20 protein-coding genes and 1 pseudogene are annotated in these 21,381 nt (G+C 67.6%); 15 read left to right on the top strand and 6 right to left on the bottom strand.

The features are described 5' to 3' along the window. Positions 1-434: pseudogene (locus tag J2X98_RS10830) on the bottom strand (hypothetical protein); the annotation flags it as partial. A 176-nt stretch (positions 435-610) separates the two neighbouring features. Between J2X98_RS10830 and ccmD the strand changes: the two are divergent. After that, positions 611-1,312, top strand: a complete 702-nt coding sequence (gene ccmD, locus J2X98_RS10825; RefSeq protein WP_307307737.1) for a heme exporter protein CcmD — start codon at positions 611-613, stop codon at positions 1,310-1,312. A 60-nt stretch (positions 1,313-1,372) separates the two neighbouring features. On the opposite strand, the gene J2X98_RS10820 is transcribed toward ccmD, so the two are convergent. Next, positions 1,373-2,416, bottom strand: a complete 1,044-nt coding sequence (locus J2X98_RS10820; RefSeq protein WP_307307734.1) for an NAD-dependent epimerase/dehydratase family protein — start codon at positions 2,414-2,416, stop codon at positions 1,373-1,375. Between the two features lie 147 nt (positions 2,417-2,563). Here J2X98_RS10820 and J2X98_RS10815 point away from each other — a divergent pair, with 147 nt between their 5' ends. From J2X98_RS10815 to J2X98_RS10765, 11 genes are all read left to right on the top strand, one after another. Then, positions 2,564-3,520 (top strand): sigma-70 family RNA polymerase sigma factor, encoded by a 957-nt coding sequence (locus J2X98_RS10815; RefSeq protein WP_307307730.1) that lies wholly within the window; start codon positions 2,564-2,566, stop codon positions 3,518-3,520. Between the two features lie 235 nt (positions 3,521-3,755). Next, complete coding sequence (locus J2X98_RS10810) at positions 3,756-4,292, top strand: D-glycero-alpha-D-manno-heptose-1,7-bisphosphate 7-phosphatase (protein ID WP_307307728.1); 537 nt, start codon at positions 3,756-3,758, stop codon at positions 4,290-4,292. Beyond that, the gene (locus tag J2X98_RS10805; protein ID WP_141944121.1) at positions 4,292-5,380 is read left to right on the top strand and encodes a glycosyltransferase family 9 protein; all 1,089 of its coding nucleotides are present in this window, start codon (positions 4,292-4,294) and stop codon (positions 5,378-5,380) included. The genes J2X98_RS10810 and J2X98_RS10805 overlap by 1 nt, the downstream gene beginning before the upstream one ends. After that, entirely contained in the window at positions 5,377-6,411 is a 1,035-nt protein-coding gene (locus J2X98_RS10800) for a glycosyltransferase (RefSeq protein WP_307307722.1), read from the top strand. The genes J2X98_RS10805 and J2X98_RS10800 overlap by 4 nt, the downstream gene beginning before the upstream one ends. After that, the gene (locus tag J2X98_RS10795; protein WP_141944117.1) at positions 6,408-7,673 is read left to right on the top strand and encodes a glycosyltransferase; all 1,266 of its coding nucleotides are present in this window, start codon (positions 6,408-6,410) and stop codon (positions 7,671-7,673) included. The genes J2X98_RS10800 and J2X98_RS10795 overlap by 4 nt, the downstream gene beginning before the upstream one ends. Beyond that, positions 7,670-8,395: a D-sedoheptulose-7-phosphate isomerase gene (locus J2X98_RS10790; protein ID WP_373460868.1), complete on the top strand. Its 726-nt coding sequence runs from the start codon at positions 7,670-7,672 to the stop codon at positions 8,393-8,395. The genes J2X98_RS10795 and J2X98_RS10790 overlap by 4 nt, the downstream gene beginning before the upstream one ends. Continuing rightward, positions 8,392-9,810, top strand: coding sequence for a PfkB family carbohydrate kinase (locus tag J2X98_RS10785; protein ID WP_307307718.1), 1,419 nt, complete (start codon positions 8,392-8,394; stop codon positions 9,808-9,810). The genes J2X98_RS10790 and J2X98_RS10785 overlap by 4 nt, the downstream gene beginning before the upstream one ends. 50 nt (positions 9,811-9,860) lie before the next feature. Next, complete coding sequence (locus J2X98_RS10780) at positions 9,861-10,571, top strand: SDR family oxidoreductase (protein WP_141944111.1); 711 nt, start codon at positions 9,861-9,863, stop codon at positions 10,569-10,571. 83 nt (positions 10,572-10,654) lie between these two features. Next, entirely contained in the window at positions 10,655-12,106 is a 1,452-nt protein-coding gene (locus tag J2X98_RS10775; RefSeq protein WP_307307714.1) for an aldehyde dehydrogenase family protein, read from the top strand. Next, positions 12,103-13,635 (top strand): D-glycero-beta-D-manno-heptose 1-phosphate adenylyltransferase, encoded by a 1,533-nt coding sequence (gene rfaE2, locus J2X98_RS10770; protein ID WP_141944107.1) that lies wholly within the window; start codon positions 12,103-12,105, stop codon positions 13,633-13,635. Before J2X98_RS10775 ends, rfaE2 begins: the two co-directional genes overlap by 4 nt. A 45-nt stretch (positions 13,636-13,680) precedes the next feature. After that, positions 13,681-14,610, top strand: a complete 930-nt coding sequence (locus tag J2X98_RS10765; RefSeq protein WP_307307708.1) for a spermidine synthase — start codon at positions 13,681-13,683, stop codon at positions 14,608-14,610. A gap of 49 nt (positions 14,611-14,659) precedes the next feature. Here J2X98_RS10765 and J2X98_RS10760 read toward each other — a convergent pair whose 3' ends face one another. After that, complete coding sequence (locus tag J2X98_RS10760) at positions 14,660-15,556, bottom strand: LysR family transcriptional regulator (RefSeq protein ID WP_141944104.1); 897 nt, start codon at positions 15,554-15,556, stop codon at positions 14,660-14,662. A 127-nt stretch (positions 15,557-15,683) separates the two neighbouring features. Between J2X98_RS10760 and J2X98_RS10755 the strand changes: the two genes are divergently transcribed. Together J2X98_RS10755 and J2X98_RS10750 are read left to right on the top strand one after the other, a co-directional pair. Beyond that, positions 15,684-17,063 carry an MFS transporter gene (locus J2X98_RS10755; protein WP_141944103.1) on the top strand — a complete coding sequence of 460 codons (1,380 nt, stop codon included), beginning with the start codon at positions 15,684-15,686 and terminating at the stop codon, positions 17,061-17,063. Between the two features lie 79 nt (positions 17,064-17,142). Continuing rightward, a complete protein-coding gene (locus J2X98_RS10750) occupies positions 17,143-17,892 on the top strand; it encodes a 3-hydroxybutyrate dehydrogenase (RefSeq protein WP_307307704.1) in 750 nt (249 codons plus the stop codon). Positions 17,893-17,901: 9 nt separating this feature from the next. Here J2X98_RS10750 and J2X98_RS10745 read toward each other — a convergent pair whose 3' ends face one another. Then, the gene (locus J2X98_RS10745) at positions 17,902-18,165 is read right to left on the bottom strand and encodes a hypothetical protein (protein ID WP_307307701.1); all 264 of its coding nucleotides are present in this window, start codon (positions 18,163-18,165) and stop codon (positions 17,902-17,904) included. 168 nt (positions 18,166-18,333) lie between these two features. Then, entirely contained in the window at positions 18,334-18,696 is a 363-nt protein-coding gene (locus tag J2X98_RS10740; RefSeq protein WP_307307698.1) for a winged helix-turn-helix transcriptional regulator, read from the bottom strand. 120 nt (positions 18,697-18,816) lie between these two features. Between J2X98_RS10740 and J2X98_RS10735 the strand changes: the two genes are divergently transcribed. Continuing rightward, entirely contained in the window at positions 18,817-19,680 is an 864-nt protein-coding gene (locus J2X98_RS10735) for an SDR family oxidoreductase (RefSeq protein ID WP_307307695.1), read from the top strand. 85 nt (positions 19,681-19,765) lie between these two features. Here the strand turns inward: J2X98_RS10735 and J2X98_RS10730 are convergent, their stop codons facing one another. Next, positions 19,766-21,250 (bottom strand): amino acid permease, encoded by a 1,485-nt coding sequence (locus J2X98_RS10730; RefSeq protein WP_307307693.1) that lies wholly within the window; start codon positions 21,248-21,250, stop codon positions 19,766-19,768. Positions 21,251-21,381: the final 131 nt, after the last annotated feature.

Genomic DNA, 21,381 nt, shown 5'->3' with positions numbered 1-21,381 from the left:
TGCTGGTCCGGGGCGGTGGCCATGCTGTGCAGCTGGCTGGAGATGTTGCGGATGCCTTCGGCGGCCTTCTGCTGCTGGGTGCCGGCCTGGGTGGTCAGTCCCGATTTGGCCTGGTGCAGCAGGTCCTGAGCGTTGGCCTTGGCTTCATAGGCGACGTTCGCGGCCTCGCTCTTGGCCGTTTCGGCGACGCCCTGGGCTGCCGAGGCAGCGTGACCGGCCACGTTCGAAGCCTCATCCTTGGCTACGTCGGTGCGGGACTGGCTGGAGGTCCCGCCCGGCTGGGCGTAACCCGCCTGGCTGTAACCGGTCTGGCCGTCATCGGCAAGGGGAGTTGCGGTTGACGGGAAAGTGGCGGGCTCCCGCTCGCCAGGTATTCCTGTGTGTGCCGGAGGGGCGGTGTAGGCGGGGTCCTCGGGCCATTGGTTCTCTGTCATCTTCGCTCTCTTTCCAAGAAGGCCGGTTGTTGATTCAAGAACCAGCAATACTGGCCGTAAAATGATAAGCATGATTACTAATAAAAGGTAAGTACCCTTGCTAAGCGAGTTATAACCGTTCCAAAAAATGTCAGCCGGAATGGCGATGGGCCTGCCCGGTCACAACGAAGTGGAAAGTGGTGGGAAACGTGGATACAGCTCCATGGGTATGGGTGGTAGTTGCAGTTGTTGTCGTAGTGCTGATCGTGCTGTTGCTCTTGGTCGGCGGAAGGCGCCGTAAGGCAATGCAGGAAAAACGGGACCAGGAGCACCGGGAGAAGGCCGCCGAGATCCGGCGCGAAGCGCAAAATATGGAAATCGACGCCCGCGAACGGGAAGCAAAGGCCATCCGGGCCCGCGCTGACGCGGAACAGGCCCAAGTGGACGCGGCGCGACTGCGGCAGGAAGCCGAGCAGCGCAGCCAGGAGGCACAGTCGCTGCGCGGGGACGTGGCAAGCCATGCCCGCAAGGCGGATGAACTTGATCCCGATGTGGGAAGGGATGCCGGCCGCGAGCGCCGGGAGGGCGATGGCCGCCTGGCCCATGACGGGCATGGCGCTGAAGACCGTCGCGGTCAGGGCCTCACTGGCCCCGCGCGCGAAACCGGCGGTCCAGCAGACTCTGTGACGGGCGGGGACGCCGGATACGTGCAGGACGACCGTGCCGCCTCCGGGCAGGGTTATGGCAGCCACCGCGACGCGGCCGCCGCTACTCCCGCCGCGGACGCCAACACGGACTTGACGGAGGCTGAAGCAGTACGCAGGCGCGAATCCCGTGCCGCCGACACTCCCGCGGAAAACGACGTGCCGGGTGGGGGGACCCCGCGCACCGGGATCTGAGCGGGATCTGAGAAAGACCGCCTGGCAGGCTCGGCCGCAGCCGCCTTTCGGCCTGGCGCCCTAGGGCCGGCGGCGGGGCTTGAGGACGGGGGAGGGACTTACGCCTTCCCCCGTTCCAAGACCGGCGAGGAGTTCCTTGACGGCGTCGACCGATGACACTTTTGGCTCCCATCCCAGGATCAGCCGGGCGCGGGACGTATCCATGATGGGTGCGCCGGCCGCCATTTCAACCCATCCTGAATCAGTGGGCTGGATGCGGGCGCGCCATGTCAGGTCCACCACGGCGCGGAGCAGCCGCATGGGGATGGGCAGGATTCTCCTGGCGCCCAGGATGCGGGCCAGTTCGCGCGGGTCCAGGACGGGCTCTGCGGCAATGTTGAATGCCCCGCTGGCCCGCTGGTCCACCGCGCGCCAATAGGCCTCTGCCACATCGTCGGCGTGTACTGCCTGGAAGATCAGGCCATCCGGAACCGGCAGCAGGGGGACCAGGGGTTTCCGCGGCACGAACCGCGGCAACAGGCGGCCCAGGAAGTACCTGCCGATTTCACTTCCCGCCGTCGACTGGAATATCAGCCCCGGCCGGAGCCTGGCGACGGAGATGCTTGGCTCCGCGGCCGCGAATTGATCCAGCAGTTTCTCCTGCTCGGCCTTGTGCCGACTGTAGTGCGAACCCGCCATGCCTGTCGCCGGCCACGACTCGTCCCTTCGCTGATCCTTGTCTGCCTTGCTGTAAGCGCCCACGGAAGATGCGCACACCACCTGCTTCACGCCCGCCGCAGCTGCGGCGTCCAGTACGTTCTTCGTGCCGGTGACGTTGGTCCGGTGCAGGAGGTCCAGATTGTGGTTCGGCTGGATCTGCCATGCCAGGTGGACCACCGCGTCAACCCCGGAGAGCGCCTTCTCCAGCAGCGGTTTGTCTTGTTCCAGGCCCACATCCAGGGTGTGCCATTCCACCCCGCCGTACGGTTCCAGGGACGTGTCGGGCAGCCTGCGGCTGATTCCCACCAGCTGCAGGGTGCCCGGTTTTCGGGCTTCATGGCGCTTAAGGTTCCGCAGCAGTGCAGTTCCGGTGTTTCCGCTGGCTCCGGTAATGGCGATGCGCATGGCAAGGACTCCTTGGCGGTTGGTCTGGTTGCCCCTTACATTCCGAGCCTATAGCGGAGGAGTGTTGTTTTATAAGCAACCTTATGATTTCCTACTTCTAAGTCTTGCCGCAGGCTTTCGGAACCAGACCGAGGGAAACCAAAATCCATGCCCGAATCCTTTGCCGCCCTTGCCGTCCAAGCTGCCCCTGCCCACCTTCAGCAGCCGGAAACGACGCAACAACAGAACCCGGCAGCCCCGTCAGGGCAGCTGAGGGAGACATTCGAAAACGACCTGGTCCTGAGATACCTTGACCTCGCCGAGGCCCTTGCTGCTCGGTTCGAAGCCCGCGGCAGGGAGCGGGCGGACCTGAACCAGGTGGCCTACCTGGGCCTGGTCAAGGCGGCGCGGGGCTTCGACCAGGCAAAGGGTGAGAGTTTTCCCGCGTATGCGGCGCCGACCATCACCGGCGAACTCAAGAGGTACCTCCGCGACCGGACGTGGGTGGTCCGTCCACCGCGGCACGTCCAGGACCTGAGGACCCGGCTGTTCCGGGCGGAGCCGGAGCTGACCCAGTCACTGGGCCGGAACCCCAGTGTTGCCGAACTGGCCGGTGAACTCGGGACTGATCCCGCTGACGTGCAGGAGGCCATTTCGGCGTCCAGCAGCATGCACCCGGATTCCCTCGACGCCGTGAACCCGAACTCGGACGCACCCTCCATCGGCGAGGTGCTCGCCTGTCCGGAAACGCCCCTGGAGCGGCTCGAAGAGCTGTCCTGCCTGCGGGAGGCGATGCAGGACCTCAGCGAGTCGGACCGGGAGCTTCTGTACCGACGCTACTTCTGCGAGGAGACGCAGGTGCAGCTGGGGAAACGGCTGGGCATGTCCCAGATGCAGGTGTCCCGCCGCCTGGCCAAGGTGTTGGTGGAACTGCAGCGGCGCCTGGAGGCAAGTGCCCAGTTCTGCGGGCCTGCGGAGGCCGGAACCGGAACGTCGTCCCGTGTTGCGGCGGCGGACCGCATGGGCAACCACGTGCCGCCCTTCCGCCAGGCCAGGAGCGGCGGACACCAAAGCGCCCCCGGCACCGGCGCGGTGCACCGCATCGGCGGCGCGCAGGGCAGGTAACCGCCGCGGGACAGCCGCCCTGGGTCGCTTTGCACGTTTGCCTACGACGGCGGACGCCGGCCCGAGCGCCGGCAGCAGGCCTTCGACGGCGGCTGCAGGCAGAGGCCGCAGGAGGATCGCCTGTTCTCCGCGATGACCTATCTTGCCTGTTCAGCCGCCCGAACGAACCTGTTCCGGCGGCCGAAAAGGCCTGGGGTCTTGTTTAGGAGCAGCAGCAGGAGGGAACTGGTTGGTTATGGGAAGCTCAGAAACCTCCAAGCTCCGGGCTGTCCTGTTCGACCGGGACGGGACCCTGGTGGTAGATGTGCCGTACAACGGGGACCCCGGCAAAGTGCGGCCGATGACCGGCGCCAAGGCAGTGCTTGACGGCCTTCGGGCGGATGGCATCGCCACCGGCGTGATCAGCAACCAGTCGGGCATCGCCCGGGGGCTGATCACCGCCGAAGATGTGGCAAGAGTCAATGCCCGGGTGGAAGAACTGCTGGGACCTTTTGATGTGTGGGAGGTCTGCCCGCACGCCGAGCACGACGGTTGCGACTGCCGCAAGCCCGCACCCGGAATGGTGCACAGCGCCTGCCGCAAGCTGGGAATCAACGCATCGGAAGCCGCCCTGATCGGAGACATCGAGGCGGATGTGGGGGCCGCCGAAGCAGCAGGTGCCACCGGTGTCCTGGTTCCCACACCCGTGACCCGTGCCGAGGAAGTGGCAGCCGCCCGGCTGGTGGCCCCCGACCTTGCATCCGCCGTCGGACTGCTGCAGGGAACGCCCTGATGGGGCGCGTCCTGGTGGCCCGGCTGGACAGCATGGGCGACGTCCTGCTGGCCGGTCCCGCCGTCCGGGCAGTGGCAAACGGCCGGAACCAACACGGCGGCAGCACCAACCATGTAGTGATGCTGTGCGGCCGGCAGGGTGAAGCCGCCGCAGCCATGCTCCCCGGTGCCGCGGAAGTCTACAGCTGGGACAGCCCATGGATCATGAACCCTGCGCCCAGGATGACCGGCCCGCACGCCGACCGGCTGATCGAGTATGTCCGCAATTCCCGGATCACAGAGGCCGTCATCCTCACGTCCTTCCACCAGTCACCGCTGCCGTTGGCGCTGCTGCTCCGGCTGGCCGGCGTGGAGCGCATCACGGGGGCGTCAACCGACTACGCCGGATCCCTTTTGGATGTGCGGCTCAAGCCGGGGGAGGACTTCCCGGAGGACCAGCCCGAAGCGGAGCGGGCGCTGGGCATCGCCGAGGCCGCAGGTTTCCGCCTTCCGGCCGGCGACGACGGGAAGCTGCGCGTCAGTTCCGTCCCCGATGTCACTGACCTCGTGGGTGACGAGCCGTACGTTGTGGTCCACCCGGGAGCCGCTGTTCCCGCCAGGGCATGGCCCCCGCTGCACCACGCCGCCGCCGTCGAACTCCTCCAGGGCGCCGGGTACCGGGTAGTGGTGACGGGCGGCCCCGGCGAGAAGTCGCTCACGGCCACCGTCGCCGGCCCGTCCGCGCTGGACCTGGGCGGGCGCACGGATCTTTCCACCATGGCCGCCGTCATGGCTGGCGCCGATGCGGTGGTCAGCGGCAACACCGGCCCGGCCCACCTCGCTGCCGCAGTGGGAACACCTGTCGCGTGCCTGTTCTCGCCGGTGGTTCCGGCCATCCGCTGGGCACCCTATGGCGTGCCCCTGGAACTTTTGGGAGACCAGAACGCACCCTGCCGCATGTCCCGTGCCCGGGTGTGCCCGGTCCCCGGCCACCCCTGCCTCGACTCAGTCTCGCCGGAGGAAGTTGTGGCGGCGGTGGAACGACTGATCAGCGGAGTGAGCTCCTTCAGCACCCATGTCAGCACCCGTAGAAAGGCCCGCAACAGATGAGAATCCTGCTCTGGCATGTCCACGGTTCCTGGACGGACGCGTTTGTCCGCGGCCGCCACGAGTACCTGCTTCCCGTGCTGCCCGACGGCGGAGCGTGGGGGTTGGGCCGCGCCGGCAGGGACTGGCCGGGTTCTGTGCGGGAGGTTGACCTGGCGACTCTCGACGCCGACTCCGTGGACGCCGTCGTCCTCCAACGGCCGGAAGAGATCGACGAAGTGGTCCGTACCCTGGGCCGGATGCCCGGCGTGGACCTGCCGGCGGTGTTCGTGGAGCACAACACGCCCAAAGGAAACTTCCCGTACATCAGCCACCCGCTTGCAGACCAGGACAGCATCCCGATCGTCCACGTCACCCACTTCAACCGGCTGGCCTGGGACAACGGCTCCGCTCCCACCACGGTGATCGAGCACGGGATTCCCGACCCCGGACAGCTCTATACCGGCGAACTTCCCGAGCTGGGGGTGGTGGTCAACGAGCCAGTCCGCCGGGGCCGGGTCACGGGTACCGACCTGTTGCCTGCGTTTGCCTCCGTGGCGCCCCTGCAGGTGTTCGGAATGAAGACCGAAGGGTTGGCGGAAGCCATTGGCATCGAGGCCTCGCGGCTGGCCTCCCGCGGTGACCTGAAAACGCGGGAACTCCACCGGGAGCTGGCCCGTTGCCGGGTCTACGTCCATCCGATGCGCTGGACCTCGCTGGGGCTCTCGCTCCTGGAGGCCATGCACCTGGGCATGCCGGTGGTGGTGCTCGCCGCCACCGAGGCCCCGCGGGCAGTGCCGCAGGAAGCCGGCATCGTCTCCGCAGACATCGACGAACTGCTCCGCTGTGCGGAACGGCTGCTTGCCAATCCCGATGAAGCCCGGCGCCGCGGGCTCGCCGGCCGCGAAGCGGCGCTGGAGCGTTACGGCCTGGGCAGGTTCCAGGACCGCTGGGATGAGCTCCTGGCGGACCTGCGGACCCGGCCCCGGCTTTCCGTCAACGAACGTCCGGACGAGCGGATCCTTGTTCCGGCGCGGGAGAGGAAGACCGCATGAAAATCGCAATGATTTCCGAACATGCCAGTCCGCTGGCGGCACTGGGCGGGGTGGATGCCGGCGGCCAAAACGTGCACGTTGCCGCACTGTCCGAAGCCCTGGCCAAGCGGGGCCACCAGGTCACCGTCTACACCCGCAGGGACGCAACGGAGCTTCCCGAACGGGTCAGGGTGGGGCGCCGCCTCGAAGTGGTCCATGTGGACGCAGGCCCTGCGCGGCACGTGCCCAAGGACGAGTTGCTGCCCTACATGGATGAACTCGCGGATGGAGTGGTCAAAGACTGGGGGCAGCGGCCACCGGACGTGGTGCACGGACATTTCTGGATGTCCGGCCTGGCTGCCCTGGACGCCGCCCGCCGGCCCGACACCGGCTACCGGGTGCCGATGCTGCAAACGTTCCACGCGCTGGGAACGGTCAAGCGGAGGCACCAGGGTGCGGAGGACACCAGCCCCGAGGCACGCCGCTGGCTGGAACCGGGAGTGGGACGCTCCGCGGACCGGATCATCGCTACGTGCTCGGATGAGGTCTTCGAGCTCAAGGCCATGGGCATCGCCACCGGCAAGATCTCCATTGCGCCGTGCGGCGTGGACCTCGGCTTCTTTTCGCCGGATGGACCCGCCGCCGCACGGAAGCGCCGCTACCGGATCCTCTCGGTGGGGCGTCTGGTGCCACGCAAGGGCGTGGACCTGGTGATCCGCTCGCTCCCGTATCTCAAGGCGGCAGGGCTGGAGGACGTTGAACTCCTGATCGTGGGCGGCGGGGGAGACTCCAACGCCATGCACGCCGACCCGGAAATCCGCCGCCTCCTGGACCTCGCGGCCGAACTCGGGGTCTCCGAGCAGGTGACGCTGCAGGGCCAGGTGTCCCGGACGGAAATGCCCGGCATCTTCCGCAGCGCCGACGCCGTGGTATGCGCACCGTGGTACGAGCCGTTCGGCATCGTGCCGCTTGAGGCGATGGCCTGCGGCGTTCCCGTGGTGGCCGCTGCGGTGGGCGGGCTCCGGGACACGGTGGTTGACCATGCCACCGGCCTTCACGTGCCGCCCCGGGACCCGGAAGCCATCGCTTCCGCCCTGTCGCTGCTGCTGGAGAACCCGGGCCTTCGGGCCAAGCTTGGCCAGGCCGGCGAGCGGCGCGCCCGCACCCGCTATTCCTGGGACAGGGTGGCTGCGGAAACGGAAAAGGCTTACCAGCTCGCCGTGGCGGGCCTCCACGCCAGCGCCCCGGCTGGCACCGTACCGATGGAAGGAGCCGCACTGTGACTGCCGAACCGTCCCTGCGTGACTCGAACCTGCGCGAAGCAGATCTGCGTACCCTGATCTCACCGCCGGCGCTCCCGGCAGTGCTGCCCGGTGCCACATTCGTCGATCCGGCCAGTGCCGACCCCGTCCGGACCCACCTGGACAACGTGGTCCCGGCGCTTGACTCCCTGCGCAGCCAGGCCGGCCGGCTCGCCGCATGGGGAGTGGAGCTGGCCCAGCGCCTGCTGCGCGGCCAGCGGCTCCTGGCTGCCGGCAACGGCGGTTCAGCTGCCGAGGCCCAGCACCTCACCGCCGAACTGGTCGGCCGGTTCGACACCGAGCGCGTCCCGTTCTCCGCCATCTCGCTGCACGCCGAGTCCTCCGCCGTCACCGCGATTGCCAATGATTACGGGTACGACGACGTCTTCGCCCGGCAGGTGCGCGCGCATGGCCGTTCCGGGGACGTGCTGATGCTGTTGTCCACCAGCGGCAAGAGCCCCAACCTGCTGCGTGCCGCGGAAGCAGCGTCCCGCCTCAACGTGACCACGTGGGCCCTCACCGGCTCCGGACCGAATCCGCTGGCGGAAGCGTGCGACGAGGCTGTGATGGTTGATGCCCTGAACGCCAACGCGCAGGAAGGGCACCTGATCGCACTGCACGCCGTCTGCCGCGCCTTCGACCTTGAGGTCTCCCGGCACACCCCGTCCCTCTTCCCGGGGCTGCCGGCAGGGGGCCGGCCATGAGGATCGTCGTCGTAGGCGACGTGATGCTCGACGTCGACCTCTCCGGTGAGGCCACACGGCTCAGCCCGGACGCACCTGTGCCCGTAGTGGACGTCTCCGGCGTCCGGCGCCGCGCAGGGGGAGCCGGCCTGGTGGCCCGCATGCTGGCGGAGGACGGTTGGCCCGTCACATTGGTGACGGTTCTGGGGGATGACGACGCCGGCAGCCAGTTGCGGAAGCACCTCGCCGGCGTGCGGCTCGTGGCGGGCACCAGCGGATATCCATCGCCCGTCAAGACCCGGGTCCGGGCGGGCTCCCACCCGGTGGTCCGCTTCGACCAGGGCTGCGAAAAGACGCCGGTTCCCGAGGTCAGCCCCGCCATGCTCCGTGCCGTGGAGAAGGCCGGCGTGGTCATCGTTGCCGACTACGGCAGGGGACTGGCGGCCAACCCGCAGCTCCGGGATCTGTTGGCCCGGCTCGCCAATGACGTGCCCATCATCTGGGACCCCCACCCCTCCGGCCCCGAACCAGTGCCCGGTGTAGCCGTGGTGACGCCGAACATCTCAGAGGCCACCAAGGCGGTACAGGCCGCAGGCGGTGACCTCCCCGCCGCGGAAGACCCCGCCACAGCCCTAGCCTCAGTCCTGCTCGAGCGCTGGCGCAGCAACGCCGTGCTGGTGACCAAGGGCGGGGAGGGAGCTGTCCTGCTGCGGAAAGGGGACGCCTCTTCCCGCGCCGTTCCCGCGCCACGGGTTGAAGCGGGCGATCCCTGCGGGGCCGGCGACCGGTTGGCGGCCAGCCTGGCGGTACACCTGCTGGCCGGCCGCGACCTGCCCGAAGCCGCAGCCCTGGCCGTGCACGATGCCGCCGACTTCCTGGCCTCCGGCGGAGTTTCCGCATTGCCCGACGCCGAGGTCGAAGATGCCGCGGAAGGCCACGGCTCTGCAAGGGTGCGCACCGCGCCGGGACCCGGCAGGCGGACCACCGAACCGCTGCTGCTGGCACGCTCAGTGCGTGAAAGCGGCGGAAAGGTGGTGGCCACCGGTGGCTGCTTCGACCTGATCCACGCAGGGCACATCCGGTCGCTCGCAGCCGCCAGGGAACTGGGGGACTGCCTTATCGTATGCCTCAACTCCGACGACTCCGTCCGGCGGCTCAAAGGCCCGGAACGTCCCATCATCGGCCAGCACGACAGGGCGGAACTGCTCCTGGCCATGGAATGCGTGGACGCGGTGATGGTCTTCGACGAGGACACCCCCGAAGCCGCGCTGGACCGGATCCGTCCCGATATCTGGGTCAAGGGCGGCGACTACAAGGGAGCCCGCCTCCCAGAGGCGGACCTGGTGGAAAGCTGGGGCGGCCGCTGCCTCACCGTTCCGTTCCACCCGGCCCGCTCAACCACCGGCCTGGCGGACGCACTCGCCAAGGTCAGCTGAACCACCGTCAGCTGAACCACCCAACTTTGTACCCCATTGAAAGGAACACCATGACTGCAGGAACAACTGCCTCCACCACGCCCGGACGCGTCCTGGTAACGGGAGGTGCCTCCGGACTGGGGGCCGCCGTCGTCGACGCCGTCCTCAAATCGGGGGGCACCCCGGTGGTCCTGGACCGCGACATCAGCAGCGTCTCCGGAGTGAAGGCGTTCGAAGTGGACGTGGCGGACCGCGCGGCCGTGGAGCATGCGGTCCGTGAAGCCGCAGAAACCCTGGGCGGCCTCGATGCCGTGGTCACCGCCGCTGGCATCGACCGCTGCGGGAAACTCGCCGACGTCGAAGCGACTGAGTGGGAAAAGGTCATCGGGGTCAACCTGATGGGCACGGTTTCCACCGTGCGCGCGGCCCTGCCCTACCTCAGGGAAACCCACGGCCGCGTGGTCACCGTGGCGTCCACCCTGGGCAAGCGTGCCGTGGCCGATGCCACCGCCTACTGCGCCTCCAAGTTTGGCGTGGTGGGGTTCAGCCATGCGCTGGCCGCGGAAACCGGCGGCGAAATCGGCGTGACCACCATGATCCCGGGCGGGATGAAGACCCGGTTCTTCGACGACCGCACCGAGCAGTACAAGCCGCAGGACGACTCCCGGCTCAACGATCCCGCGAACACGGCCCAGGCGATCCTGTTCGCCCTGAACCAGCCCACCGGCTGCGAGGTCCGCGAAATGCTGATCTGCCACGAGGAAGAAGGCTCCTGGCCCTAATCCGGGACCGGCCACCACCTTTCGTGGCCGCAGCAGGACCACCAGCAGCGACATACCCAGCACCGAAAGGCGGGAGGAACACCATGCCCACCACAGCCACTGAAACAACCGCAGGCACCGAAACAATCGAGGGCCCCGGCATCACTATCCAGGACCCCCGGACCGGTGAAGTGCTTTGGACGGTGCCCGAGGCGGGACCGGATGCAGTGAACGACGCCGTGAGCGTGGCCCGACGGGCTGCGCCGGGCTGGGCAGCAACCGCGCCCGCCGAACGGGGCGCCGCGCTCCGCGCCGCCGCCAAGGCGCTTGATGCTGCCGCCCCGGAGCTCGCCGGCCTGAACGCCAGCGAAACGGGGCGGCCCGAAAACGAGGCGCTGGCCGGCATCGCCGCCGCCGTTTCCACCCTGGAGCAATACGCCGAGCTGGGCCCCGTGCACCGCGGACACAGCCTCCGCGGAAACCGGCTCGCCGCTGACTACACGGTTGCCGAACCGCGGGGGGTGGCCGTCCTGCTGACCCCATGGAACGATCCCGTGGCCGTGGCCTGTGGGCTGATCGGTGCCGCACTGGTCACCGGCAACACCGTCATCCACAAGCCCAGTGAACGCTGCCCCCGCTTGGGGGAGGCGCTGGGCGAGGTCCTGGCGCCGGCGTTCCCCGCGGGCGTCTTCCTGACCGTCTCCGGCGGCGCAGCGGTGGGTGCAGCCCTGTCCGAGGCCGAGGTGAACGTGATCGCCCACGTGGGATCCAGCGCCTCCGGTGCCCGGATTGCCCGCGCAGGCGCGCTCACCGGAGCCCACGTGCTCCGGGAAAACGGCGGCAATGATCCCCTGCTGGTGGACCGCGACGTCGACCCCGCCTGGGCTGCCGGGCAGGCCGCCATCGGCGCCTTCAGCAACAGCGGCCAGATCTGCACCTCCGTGGAACGGATCTATGTCCACAAGGACATCGCTACAGAATTTTCCAAGGCGTTGGAAGCTGAAGCAGCGATCCGGAACACCAACGGCACGGTAGCCCCACTGGTGGACCTTCGGATGCGGGACACAGTCCACGCACATGTGGCAGACGCCCTGGCGCAGGGCGCCCGCGCTGTTGAGGGCGGTGCCGTGCCGGACGGGCCGGGCTCGTTCTACCCCGCCACCGTCCTGCTCGATTGCACCGAAGGGATGCAGGTCATGACCGAGGAGACGTTCGGCCCGGTGGCCCCGGTGCAGGTGGTGGACACGTTCGACGACGGCCTGCGCCTGGCATGCAGCGGCAGGTACGGCCTGGCCGCCACAGTCCTGAGCAGCAACATTGCCCATATCCAGCAGGCGGTGGCCGCGCTGCCGGTGGGAACCGTCAAGGTCAACGCCGTCTTCGGCGGTGCCCCGGGCGGTGCGGCCCAGCCCCGCAGCGAGAGCGGTGCCGGGTTTGGTTACGGGCCGGAGCTGCTGGACGAGTTCACCCAGGTCAAGGTGGTGCACATCGAAGCGCCGCCCGCGCCGCGCGGGGCGGAAACGGGATCCATCGTTGAGGAACAGGACCTGCCATGAGCGGCTCCCCGGAACCTGTCGACCTCTCCACCCAGCGGGCGCTGACCGACTGGCTGCCGGGCCGCCTCGCCGCTGAGCAGCCCTCCATCCTGGTGATCGGCGACGTGATGCTTGACGGCTGGTGGAGCGGCAACATCGAACGGCTGTGCCGGGAAGCGCCGGCCCCGGTGGTGGACATCCAGTCCCGTGAATCGGTCCCCGGCGGTGCGGCCAACACGGCCATGAACCTGGCCGCCCTGGGGGCGAAGGTCTCCGTGGCCGGAATCATCGGCTCCGACGATGCCGGCGAAGACCTGCGGGCACAGCTCGCCGCCGCAGGCATCGACGTGCAGCACCTGCACGCGCACCCCGATATGGTCACCACCACCAAGATCCGGATCAGCAGCGGGGGCCAGGTGATGCTGCGCCTCGACGACTCGGCCCGGACTGTCCCGGCCGACGCCCTCGCAGCGCTCGCCGCCTCGGTGCGCGCCGCCGTCGAACGCCAGGATGCCGTCCTGGTGTGCGACTACGGAACCGGCGTGGTGGCGGAGCCCGTCCGCACGGCCCTCGCTAAAGTCCTTGCCGGCAGCACCGGCGGGGAGCGCCCGCTGGTGGTGGTTGACGCCCACGACCCCCGTCCGTGGGCCGCCTTGCAGCCGGACCTGGTGACCCCCAACGCGCAGGAAACCGCCCGGCTGCTGGACCGGAAGCTGCCGGAGGGCCAGCAGCGGGTCGATGCTGTGGGCGCGGAGTCGGCCGCCCTTCTTCATGGCACCGGCGCGCGGGCCGTGGTGGTCACCCTGGACCGCGACGGTACCGTGCTGTTGACGCCCGACGGCTTGCGGCACCGGACGTGGGCACGGCCGGCTGCGGAGAAACAGGCGTCCGGAGCGGGCGACACGTTCGTGGCGGCATTGACGCTGGCCCGCGCGGCCGGGCTGCCGCTGACCGCCAGCCTGGACCTGGCCCAGTCGGCAGCCGACGTGGTGGTCCACCAGCCGGGAACCTCCGTATGCAGCACTGCGCAGCTCAGCCGGTACCTGGAAGCCTTCGCCGATACCGCGCTGAGCGCGGACGAGCTGGAACGGCAGCTGGAGCTGCACCGGGCCCAGGGGCAGCGGATCGTGCTGACCAACGGCTGTTTCGACGTGCTGCACAGCGGCCACACCCGCTACCTCAACCAGGCCAAGCAGCTCGGCGACATCCTGGTGGTGGCGCTGAACAGCGACGACTCCGTGCGCCGGCTCAAAGGTGCGGGCCGCCCCATCAACAACGTGGTGGACCGGGCAGCGGTAGTGGCGGCGCTGAGCTGCGTGGACTACGTGACGGTTTTCGATACCCCCACGGCCGCGCCGCTGATCCGCCGGCTCCGGCCCGAGGTGTACGCCAAGGGCGGGGACTACACCCCCGAGATGCTGGCCGAGACGCCCGCTGTTGAGGAGTACGGCGGCCGCGTGGCCATCCTGGACTACGTGGCTGAACGGTCCACCACGGCAGTGGTGAAGCGAATCCGCGATGGCGAGGGGGCGGCCAGTCCGGTGAATTAGGCCGGTCAATTAGGGTTGAAGCATGACTGAAGCGGGGCGCGGGTAATGGGCAAACGCGGAAGGTCAGCAAACCGGGCCGCCCGGATGGTGCCCGGCGTGGTGGAGATGCCCAAGGGCGCTGCCTTAAATGGTCCCGTCGAGGGCGTGTACTACGTCGATACCGGGGACTGCGAGCTGATCGCGGACCAGGACAATTCCACCGGCTGGCTCCTGAAAATCAACGGGGTCATGAGCTCGCACATCGACCTCGCCGATCCGCTGTTCCTGGACTTCGAGTACATGCGGTGGATGGCGGCGCTCATCGAGTCCCGCTGGCCGCCGTCGGACGCTTCTTCCGGGAAGCTGGGCGGCCACAAGCTCCGCGGGCTGCACCTGGGCGGCGGAGCCTGCTCCATGGCCCGGTACTTCGCCGCCGTCTACCCCGATGCCCGGCAGGTGGTGGTGGAGCTGGATGGGAAACTCGCCGAATACGTCCGCGGCTGGTTCGATCTCCCCAAGGCGCCGCTGCTCCGCATCCGCGTGGGTGAGGCACGGGCCGTAACGGAAACGCTCACCCCCCAGACCAGGGACTTCATCATCCGCGACGTCTTCGCCGGGGCGCATACCCCGCGCCCGCTGACCACTGCCGAGTTCACGGCGCACGCCAAGCGCGTGCTCGCACCTGGCGGGCTGTATGTGGTGAACTCCGGGGACGCCCCGGACCTGAAGAACGCGCGGGAGGACGCCGCCACCATTGCGGCCGCCTTCAAGTACACCGTGATCATCGCCGACCCCGCCATGCTGAAGGGCCGGCGGTACGGGAACATGGTGATGGCGGGCAGCGACGTGCCCTTCGACGACGACCCGCAGCTGCGCCGCCGCCTGTTGGGCGGCGCGGTCCCCGCCCACCTTTGGGACGATGCGCCGGTGCGGGCCTTCGCGGCCGGAGCGCCCGTCCGCCATGACCCCGCGCCACCCCCATCCATTGCTGAGTAATTGCCGTTTTCAGCCTCCAGAAGGACAGTTACTCAGCAATCGATGAGTCTTACCCCTTGCCCAGGAGCGCTTCGCGGTGCTCCGCCATCCGTTCCCGGAGGGCCTGCACGACGGCGGCCACCGCGGGGCGCCGCAGCGAGTCCGGCCGCAGGACCATCCAGTAGGGAAGCAGTTCGCCGATCTGGCCGGGCAGCAGCCGCACCAGGTCGTCGTGGAGGTCGGCCATGAAGCACGGCAGGAATCCCACGCCCGCCCCGGCCCGGGTGGCTTCGACGTGCACGAACACGTTCGTGGAGGTCACGCCGTCACGCATGGCAGGGACCAGCCGGCGCGGCGCATCCAGATCGTCCACCTGCAGCATGGAATCCACGAAGTAGACCAGCGGGTGCTCATTGAGTTCGGCCACCGTGGCCGGGGTCCCATGCTCGGCAAGGTAGGCGCGGGAGGCGTACATCCCCAGGCGGTATTCGCCCAGCCGGATGGCCTCGGCGCGGTGCACCTGGGGCTCGCCCACCACCACCTCAATATCCAGCCCTGAGCGCTGCTGCAGGGCCCGGCGGGTCATGGTGACCACCTCCACGCTCAGGCCCGGGTGGTCCCGGCGGAGCCGCGCCACGGCAGGGGCGGCAATGTAGGCGCTGAAACCATCCGTCGCGGTCATGCGGACGACGCCGGCAATTGGATCGGGTGCGTGGCCTGCAGGTCCCAGCGTCCCCAGCACAGCTTCCACCTGCTCCGCCGCGCGCACCGCCCGTTCGCCCAGTTCCGTCAGCTCCCACGCGCCCGCTGCACGCGACAGGACCCGGCCGCCCAGCGACTTCTCCAGGGCGGCGATCCTGCGCGAGACCGTGGTGTGGTTCAAGCCCAGGGCCTGGGCCGCCGTCGTGAACTTTGCCGAGCGGGACACTGCCAGGAGGACCAGCAGGTCGTCAGGGTTGGCATTCATATCTGCAATTGTGCACACGTTCGGTGCCGCTTTGGCCATTGAAGTGCATCCTTTGTGCAGCAATACTCATCTGAGTCCCTTGTGCTGGAGATCACAGCGCGTGTCAATGTGGACACTAGGAGAAACAATGAGCGTAGAGCAGCGCCCGGCCAACGACGCCGGGCATGCACCCCAAGGATCAGGATTGAAGAGGATTGTTGCCGCCTCCATGGTGGGCACGGTGGTGGAATGGTATGAGTTCTTCCTCTACGCCACTGCTGCCACCCTGGTCTTCGGCAAGTACTTCTTTCCGGCCACGGGCAATGACCTGGACGGGATCATCCAGGCCTTCCTTACCTACGCCGTGGGCTTCATCGCCCGTCCCCTGGGCGGCATCGTGTTCGGCCAGATCGGTGACAAGCTGGGCCGCAAGCCCACCCTGCAGCTCACCATCGTCATCATCGGTGTTTCCACGTTCCTGATGGGCTGCCTGCCCGGCTTCGCCGACATCGGATACCTGGCTCCGGCGCTGCTGGTGGCCCTGCGCTTCATCCAGGGCTTCGCGCTGGGTGGCGAATGGGGCGGCGCTGTCCTCCTCGTGGCCGAACACAGCCCCAACAAGACCCGGGCTTTCTGGTCCAGCTGGCCCCAGGCGGCAGTCCCGGTGGGCAACCTCCTGGCCACCCTGGTGCTCTATGTCATGTCCACCACCCTCAGCAGCGAGGCGTTCCTGGGCTGGGGCTGGCGTGTGGCGTTCTGGCTCTCCGCGGTAATCGTCTTCGTGGGCTACTACATCCGCACCAACGTCAGCGAGTCACCCATCTTCCTCGAAGCCAAGGAACTGGTGGAGAAGGAGCAGGCCGTCAGCTACGGCGTCTTCGAGGTCCTGCGCAAGTACCCCAAGGGCATCTTCCAGGCGATGGGCCTGCGGTTCGCGGAAAACATCATGTATTACCTGGTCGTCAGCTTCGCGATTGTGTACCTCAAGAGCGTGCAGAAGTACGACACTTCCTCGCTGCTCCTGGCGCTGCTGATCGCGCACGTCGTGCACTTCGCCATCATTCCCCAGTACGGCCGCCTTGCGGACCGGATCGGCCGCAAGCCCGTCTACCTGGCCGGCGCCATCCTCGGTGCCACCTGGCCGTTCTTCGCCTTTCCCATGTTCGACACCCGGAACGCCGTGGTCATCGTCCTTGCCGTCACCATCGGCCTGTGCCTGCACGGCCTGATGTATGCCGGGCAGCCGGCCATCATGGCGGAGATGTTCCCCACCCGCATGCGGTACTCCGGCGCCTCCCTCGGATCCCAGGTGACGTCCATTTTCGCCGGTTCGCTGGCGCCGCTGCTGGCCACCCAGTGGCTGAAGGACACCGGTTCGTGGGTACCCACGGCAATCTACCTGCTGGTGGCCTGCGTCATCACTGCCGTAACCGTTCTCAGCCTGCGTGAGACCAAGGGCATTGCCTTGGAGGACGTGGACAAGGAAGATGCTGCCCGTGAGGGGCTGTTGACTGCGGCTCGCCGCTGACCTGGCTGCCACTGGACTGATGGAGCAGCTGGGCCGGTTGGCCGCACAAGACCGTTTGGCTGCACAAAGGAGAACTGCAATGGATAACACGTTGAATGGACGCAAGGCGCTGGTCACCGGCGGTGCCAGCGGAATCGGCGCCGCGAGCGTCCGGGCACTTGCCGCACGGGGAGCGAAGGTGGTGGTGGCTGACGTCGACTCCTCCGCCGCGGAGACCCTCGCCGCAGAGGTGGGCGGCACAGCCTGGGGCGTGGACCTGCTGGACGTCGACGCCCTGGCCACGCTGAGCCTGGACTGCGACATCCTGGTGAACAACGCGGGGATCCAGCGCATCAGCCCCATCGAGGAGTTCGACCCGGCCGACTTCCGCCGGATCCTCGCCCTGATGCTGGAGGCGCCGTTCCTGTTGATCCGGGCAGCCCTGCCGCACATGTACGCCAACAAGTTTGGCCGCATCATCAACCTGTCTTCGGTGCACGGGCTCAGGGCGTCACCGTTCAAGAGCGCGTATGTCTCGGCAAAGCACGGGCTGGAGGGGCTGAGCAAGGTGACTGCGCTGGAGGGCGGGCCGCACGGCGTCACCTCCAACTGCGTGAACCCGGGCTACGTCCGCACACCCTTGGTGGAAAAGCAGATCGCGGACCAGGCCCAGGTGCACGGCATCCCCGAGTCCGAGGTCCTGGCCAAGGTGATGCTCACGGAATCAGCCATCAAGCGCCTCGTGGAGCCGGACGAGGTTGCGTCCCTGGTAGCTTGGCTCGCCTCCCCGGACGCCGGCATGGTCACCGGCGCCAGCTACACGATGGACGGCGGCTGGTCCGCGCGCTAGGACCACTGCCTAGTCCAGGGGCTTGACCAGCCGGTGGTCGTAAAAGAAGATGCCGTGCGCGGTCTTTACCCCCACCGACCTGCGGTCCTGCCACACGACGACCCCTTCGCGCCTGCCGTTGAAGGGGTCGTCGCCTATCACCGTGTCTCCCAGCCGGTAGGGGCACCTGGGGCTGAGGGCCTCGAGGGTCCTGCCCCAGGCTTCGGCGAGGGCAGTGCCGAGGCTGACAGGCCGGCCCATGCCGGCAAGATCCTGTGCGTAGTCCCTGGCCATCTGACCAACTCCTCCAAAGCGGCAGGGCGTCGCCTGCTAACGGTGCTGGTTGGCGGAACGCTCCCAGCAGAGGATGGTCCTCCCATTCCGGCCGCCACCGTACGCCCACGCTAAGTGCTATTCCCAGCAGCCACACCAGTAACAGGTACTCAAGTATGGGGAGGGTGCTTACTTGCTGTTGATGATCTCGTCCGCATTCTCGAATGCCCAGGCCACCAACGGCACCAGCAGCGCGCTCAATTCATAGCCTCGTTCCGTGAGGCTGTAGTCCACCCGCGGCGGGATGACCGGCTGGGCGTTCCTGCTCACCAGGCCGTCGCGCTCCAGCGTCTTGAGTGTCTGTGCCAGCATCTTCTCGCTGATGCCCTCGGCCCGGCGTCGCAAATCACTCCACCGCTGCTCGCCCTCGGACAATGCAAGCAGGATCAGGACGCCCCATTTGCTCGTGATGTGGTCCAGCAGAATCCGGCTGGGGCACCCGGCGGGGAACACGCCGTCGGCAAATGCCAGGGGTTGCGGTGCAGCTTTCATGCATCCAGCTTACCGAAAGGTGAGTACCTTACTTTAAAGTGCGTACTCTCTTTGGGGAAGTTCTGGTGGTTCAGACATGTTGTGCCCATCGACAGACTGAAACTCCCGAAAGGAATCATTGTGAGCATCGTTGTTACGGGCGCCACCGGACAGTTGGGCCGCCACGTTCTTGAAGCCCTCCTTGAGCGGGGAGTACCTGCCGGTGGGATTGTGGCGGCCGGCCGGTCCGTTGAAAAACTGGCAGGCTTTGCTGACCGCGGTGTGCAGGTGAAGCATGTGGATTACGCGGACGCCGCCTCAGTGGCGGCAGCGCTCAAGGGTGCGCGGCGGGTGCTGCTCATCTCCGGCAGCGAAGTGGGCCAGCGCGTGGAACAGCACCGCAGCGTCATCGAAGCCGCCAAGGCGGAGGGCGTGGACCTGCTGGCGTACACCAGCATCGCCAACGCGGACACCACCGGCATGCTGCTGGCCGACGAACACAAGGCCACCGAGGACATGCTGCGCGAATCAGGCGTTCCCTTCGTACTGCTGCGCAATGGCTGGTACCTGGAGAACTACACGGAGCAGCTGCAGGGAACCCTCGCACAGGGCGCGCTCGCGGGCAGCGCCGGAGACGGCAAGGTCAGCGGGGCCGCCAGGGTGGACTACGCGCACGCGGCCGCCGCAGTCCTGCTGGCCGACGACCAGGCCGGCAAGGTCTACGAACTGGGCGGCGACGACGCCTTCAGCATGGCGGACCTGGCGGCGGAAACCAGCGCGGCAACCGGCAAGGACATCAGCTATAAGAACCTGCCCGCGGAGGAGTACGTTGGCGTGCTCACGGGGGTGGGTGTGCCGGAGGCATTCGCGGAGATCCTCGCCGATTCCGACCTGGGCATTGCCCGCGGCGACCTCCTCGTCAGCACGGGCGACCTGCGCCGGCTGATCGGGCGGCCGACGACGTCCCTTGGCCAGGCGGTCCGGGCGGCCGCTGCTTCCGCGTAGGAGCGCCGAACGGCAAAAGGTGCCCGGCCCCCTTTTTTGGGAGGGTCGGGCACCTTCGCTTTCCTGCTGTACGGCTTGACCCGACTTACTCGGTGCCGCGGGCGGAGGTGACCACCGGCAGCGGTGACGTTTCGTCCTCAAGGTGGGCCCGGCGTCGACCGTCACCTTTGATCCACAGGTGGTAGGCCAGGACCAGCAGCCCCAGCCACACCGCGCCGACGTACAGGGCGATCCGGGTGTCATCGAAGGCGCCCAGGACGGCGATCACCAGCGCCATGAAGGCGATGGTGAGCACGGAAGCTGCCGGCCACCACGGTGACGGGAATTCCGACGCCGGCAGGCCCTTCCGTGCGATTTCCCGCTTCATGGCCACATGGGACGCCAGGATCATCACCCATACCCAGACCGTGGCGAAGGTGGCGATCGAGGCAATCACCAGGAATACGTCCTCCGGGATGACAGCATTGAGGACCACGCCCACCAGCAGGATGCCTGCCATCATGACCACCGTCATCCAGGGGACGCCGTGCCGGGATACCTTGCCGAAAGCGGCGGGCGCGTGGCCCTGGTTGGAGAGTCCGAAGAGGATGCGTCCGGCGCCGAAGATGTCGCTGTTGATGGCCGAGAGGGCCGCCGTGATGACCACCGCGTTGAGGATGTGCGGTGCGGCCGGGATGCCCAGGCTGCTGAAGATCTGCACGAACGGGCTGCCGCTGGTGCCCACCTGGTCCCACGGGAAGAGGCTCATGAGTACGCCAAGGGTGAGGACGTAGAACAGCAGCACCCGGACGGGGACGGTGTTGACCGCCTTGGGGATGACCTTCTTGGGGTCTGCTGCCTCGCCGGCCGTGATGCCCAGGGTCTCCACGCCGCCGAAAGCGAACATCACCACGGAGAAGGAGGCCAGGAGGCCTTCGAAGCCGTTCGGGAACAGGCCGCCGTGTTCCACCAGGTTTCCCAGTCCGGGGGCGACCGGGGAATCGGCGGTCTGGAAGCCGAAAACGATGATCGCCGCGCCGCCGGCAATCATGGCGATAATCGCGGCGACCTTGATCAGCGAGAACCAGAACTCAAGCTCGCCGAAGACCTTGACGCTCAGCAGGTTCAGCGCCGCCAGGAAGCAGATGACGGCAAGGATCCAGATCCAGCGGTCCACCTGCGGGAACCAGAAGCCCATGTAGATACTGAAGGCGGTGACATCGGCGATGGCCACGATCGCCATCTCGAACACGTACGTCCAGCCGGTCACGAAACCGGCAAGCGGGCCGAGGTAGCGGCTTGCGTACTGGCTGAAGGACCCGGAGACCGGATGCCGCACTGCCATTTCCCCGAGGGCCCGCATCACCATGAACACGGCCGCGCCGCCGATGATGTAGGCAAGGAGGACGGCCGGCCCTGCTTTCTGGATAGCTGAGGCCGAGCCATAGAAGAGGCCGGTGCCGATGGCCGAGCCGAGGGCCATGAAACGGATGTGCCGGACGTTCAGGCCGCGGTTAAGGGCCTGTCCGACGACGGCTGCCGGCTTTGGCTTTTCCACCGGGCTTTCGGTCCGGGTTGGGGTGGGTTGCATAGAGTTACCTTCTCGTCTTTGGGAGGGGAGCCGGTAACCAGCAGACCATCTTCCCAGGCACCGTGATGAGGCTCACGGGGCCTTGGTGTCTTCGGTTACAGACTGTGGCCGCCAACTCGAGCTGCGACGGG

Source organism: Pseudarthrobacter enclensis, from assembly GCF_030811655.1.
Lineage (GTDB): Bacteria > Actinomycetota > Actinomycetes > Actinomycetales > Micrococcaceae > Arthrobacter > Arthrobacter enclensis_A.
This window is presented reverse-complemented; position numbering and strand designations above follow the sequence as displayed.

Coding starts and splice junctions, on each gene's coding strand:
- J2X98_RS10775 (WP_307307714.1), top strand. CDS start 10,655: ATGCCCACCACAGCCACTGAAACAACCGCAGGCACCGAAACAATCGAG.
- J2X98_RS10795 (WP_141944117.1), top strand. CDS start 6,408: ATGAAAATCGCAATGATTTCCGAACATGCCAGTCCGCTGGCGGCACTG.
- J2X98_RS10755 (WP_141944103.1), top strand. CDS start 15,684: ATGAGCGTAGAGCAGCGCCCGGCCAACGACGCCGGGCATGCACCCCAA.
- J2X98_RS10750 (WP_307307704.1), top strand. CDS start 17,143: ATGGATAACACGTTGAATGGACGCAAGGCGCTGGTCACCGGCGGTGCC.
- rfaE2 (WP_141944107.1), top strand. CDS start 12,103: ATGAGCGGCTCCCCGGAACCTGTCGACCTCTCCACCCAGCGGGCGCTG.
- J2X98_RS10805 (WP_141944121.1), top strand. CDS start 4,292: ATGGGGCGCGTCCTGGTGGCCCGGCTGGACAGCATGGGCGACGTCCTG.
- J2X98_RS10820 (WP_307307734.1), bottom strand. CDS start 2,416: ATGCGCATCGCCATTACCGGAGCCAGCGGAAACACCGGAACTGCACTG.
- J2X98_RS10800 (WP_307307722.1), top strand. CDS start 5,377: ATGAGAATCCTGCTCTGGCATGTCCACGGTTCCTGGACGGACGCGTTT.
- J2X98_RS10760 (WP_141944104.1), bottom strand. CDS start 15,556: ATGAATGCCAACCCTGACGACCTGCTGGTCCTCCTGGCAGTGTCCCGC.
- J2X98_RS10730 (WP_307307693.1), bottom strand. CDS start 21,250: ATGCAACCCACCCCAACCCGGACCGAAAGCCCGGTGGAAAAGCCAAAG.
- J2X98_RS10745 (WP_307307701.1), bottom strand. CDS start 18,165: ATGGCCAGGGACTACGCACAGGATCTTGCCGGCATGGGCCGGCCTGTC.
- J2X98_RS10785 (WP_307307718.1), top strand. CDS start 8,392: ATGAGGATCGTCGTCGTAGGCGACGTGATGCTCGACGTCGACCTCTCC.
- J2X98_RS10765 (WP_307307708.1), top strand. CDS start 13,681: ATGGGCAAACGCGGAAGGTCAGCAAACCGGGCCGCCCGGATGGTGCCC.
- J2X98_RS10810 (WP_307307728.1), top strand. CDS start 3,756: ATGGGAAGCTCAGAAACCTCCAAGCTCCGGGCTGTCCTGTTCGACCGG.
- J2X98_RS10815 (WP_307307730.1), top strand. CDS start 2,564: ATGCCCGAATCCTTTGCCGCCCTTGCCGTCCAAGCTGCCCCTGCCCAC.
- J2X98_RS10740 (WP_307307698.1), bottom strand. CDS start 18,696: ATGAAAGCTGCACCGCAACCCCTGGCATTTGCCGACGGCGTGTTCCCC.
- J2X98_RS10780 (WP_141944111.1), top strand. CDS start 9,861: ATGACTGCAGGAACAACTGCCTCCACCACGCCCGGACGCGTCCTGGTA.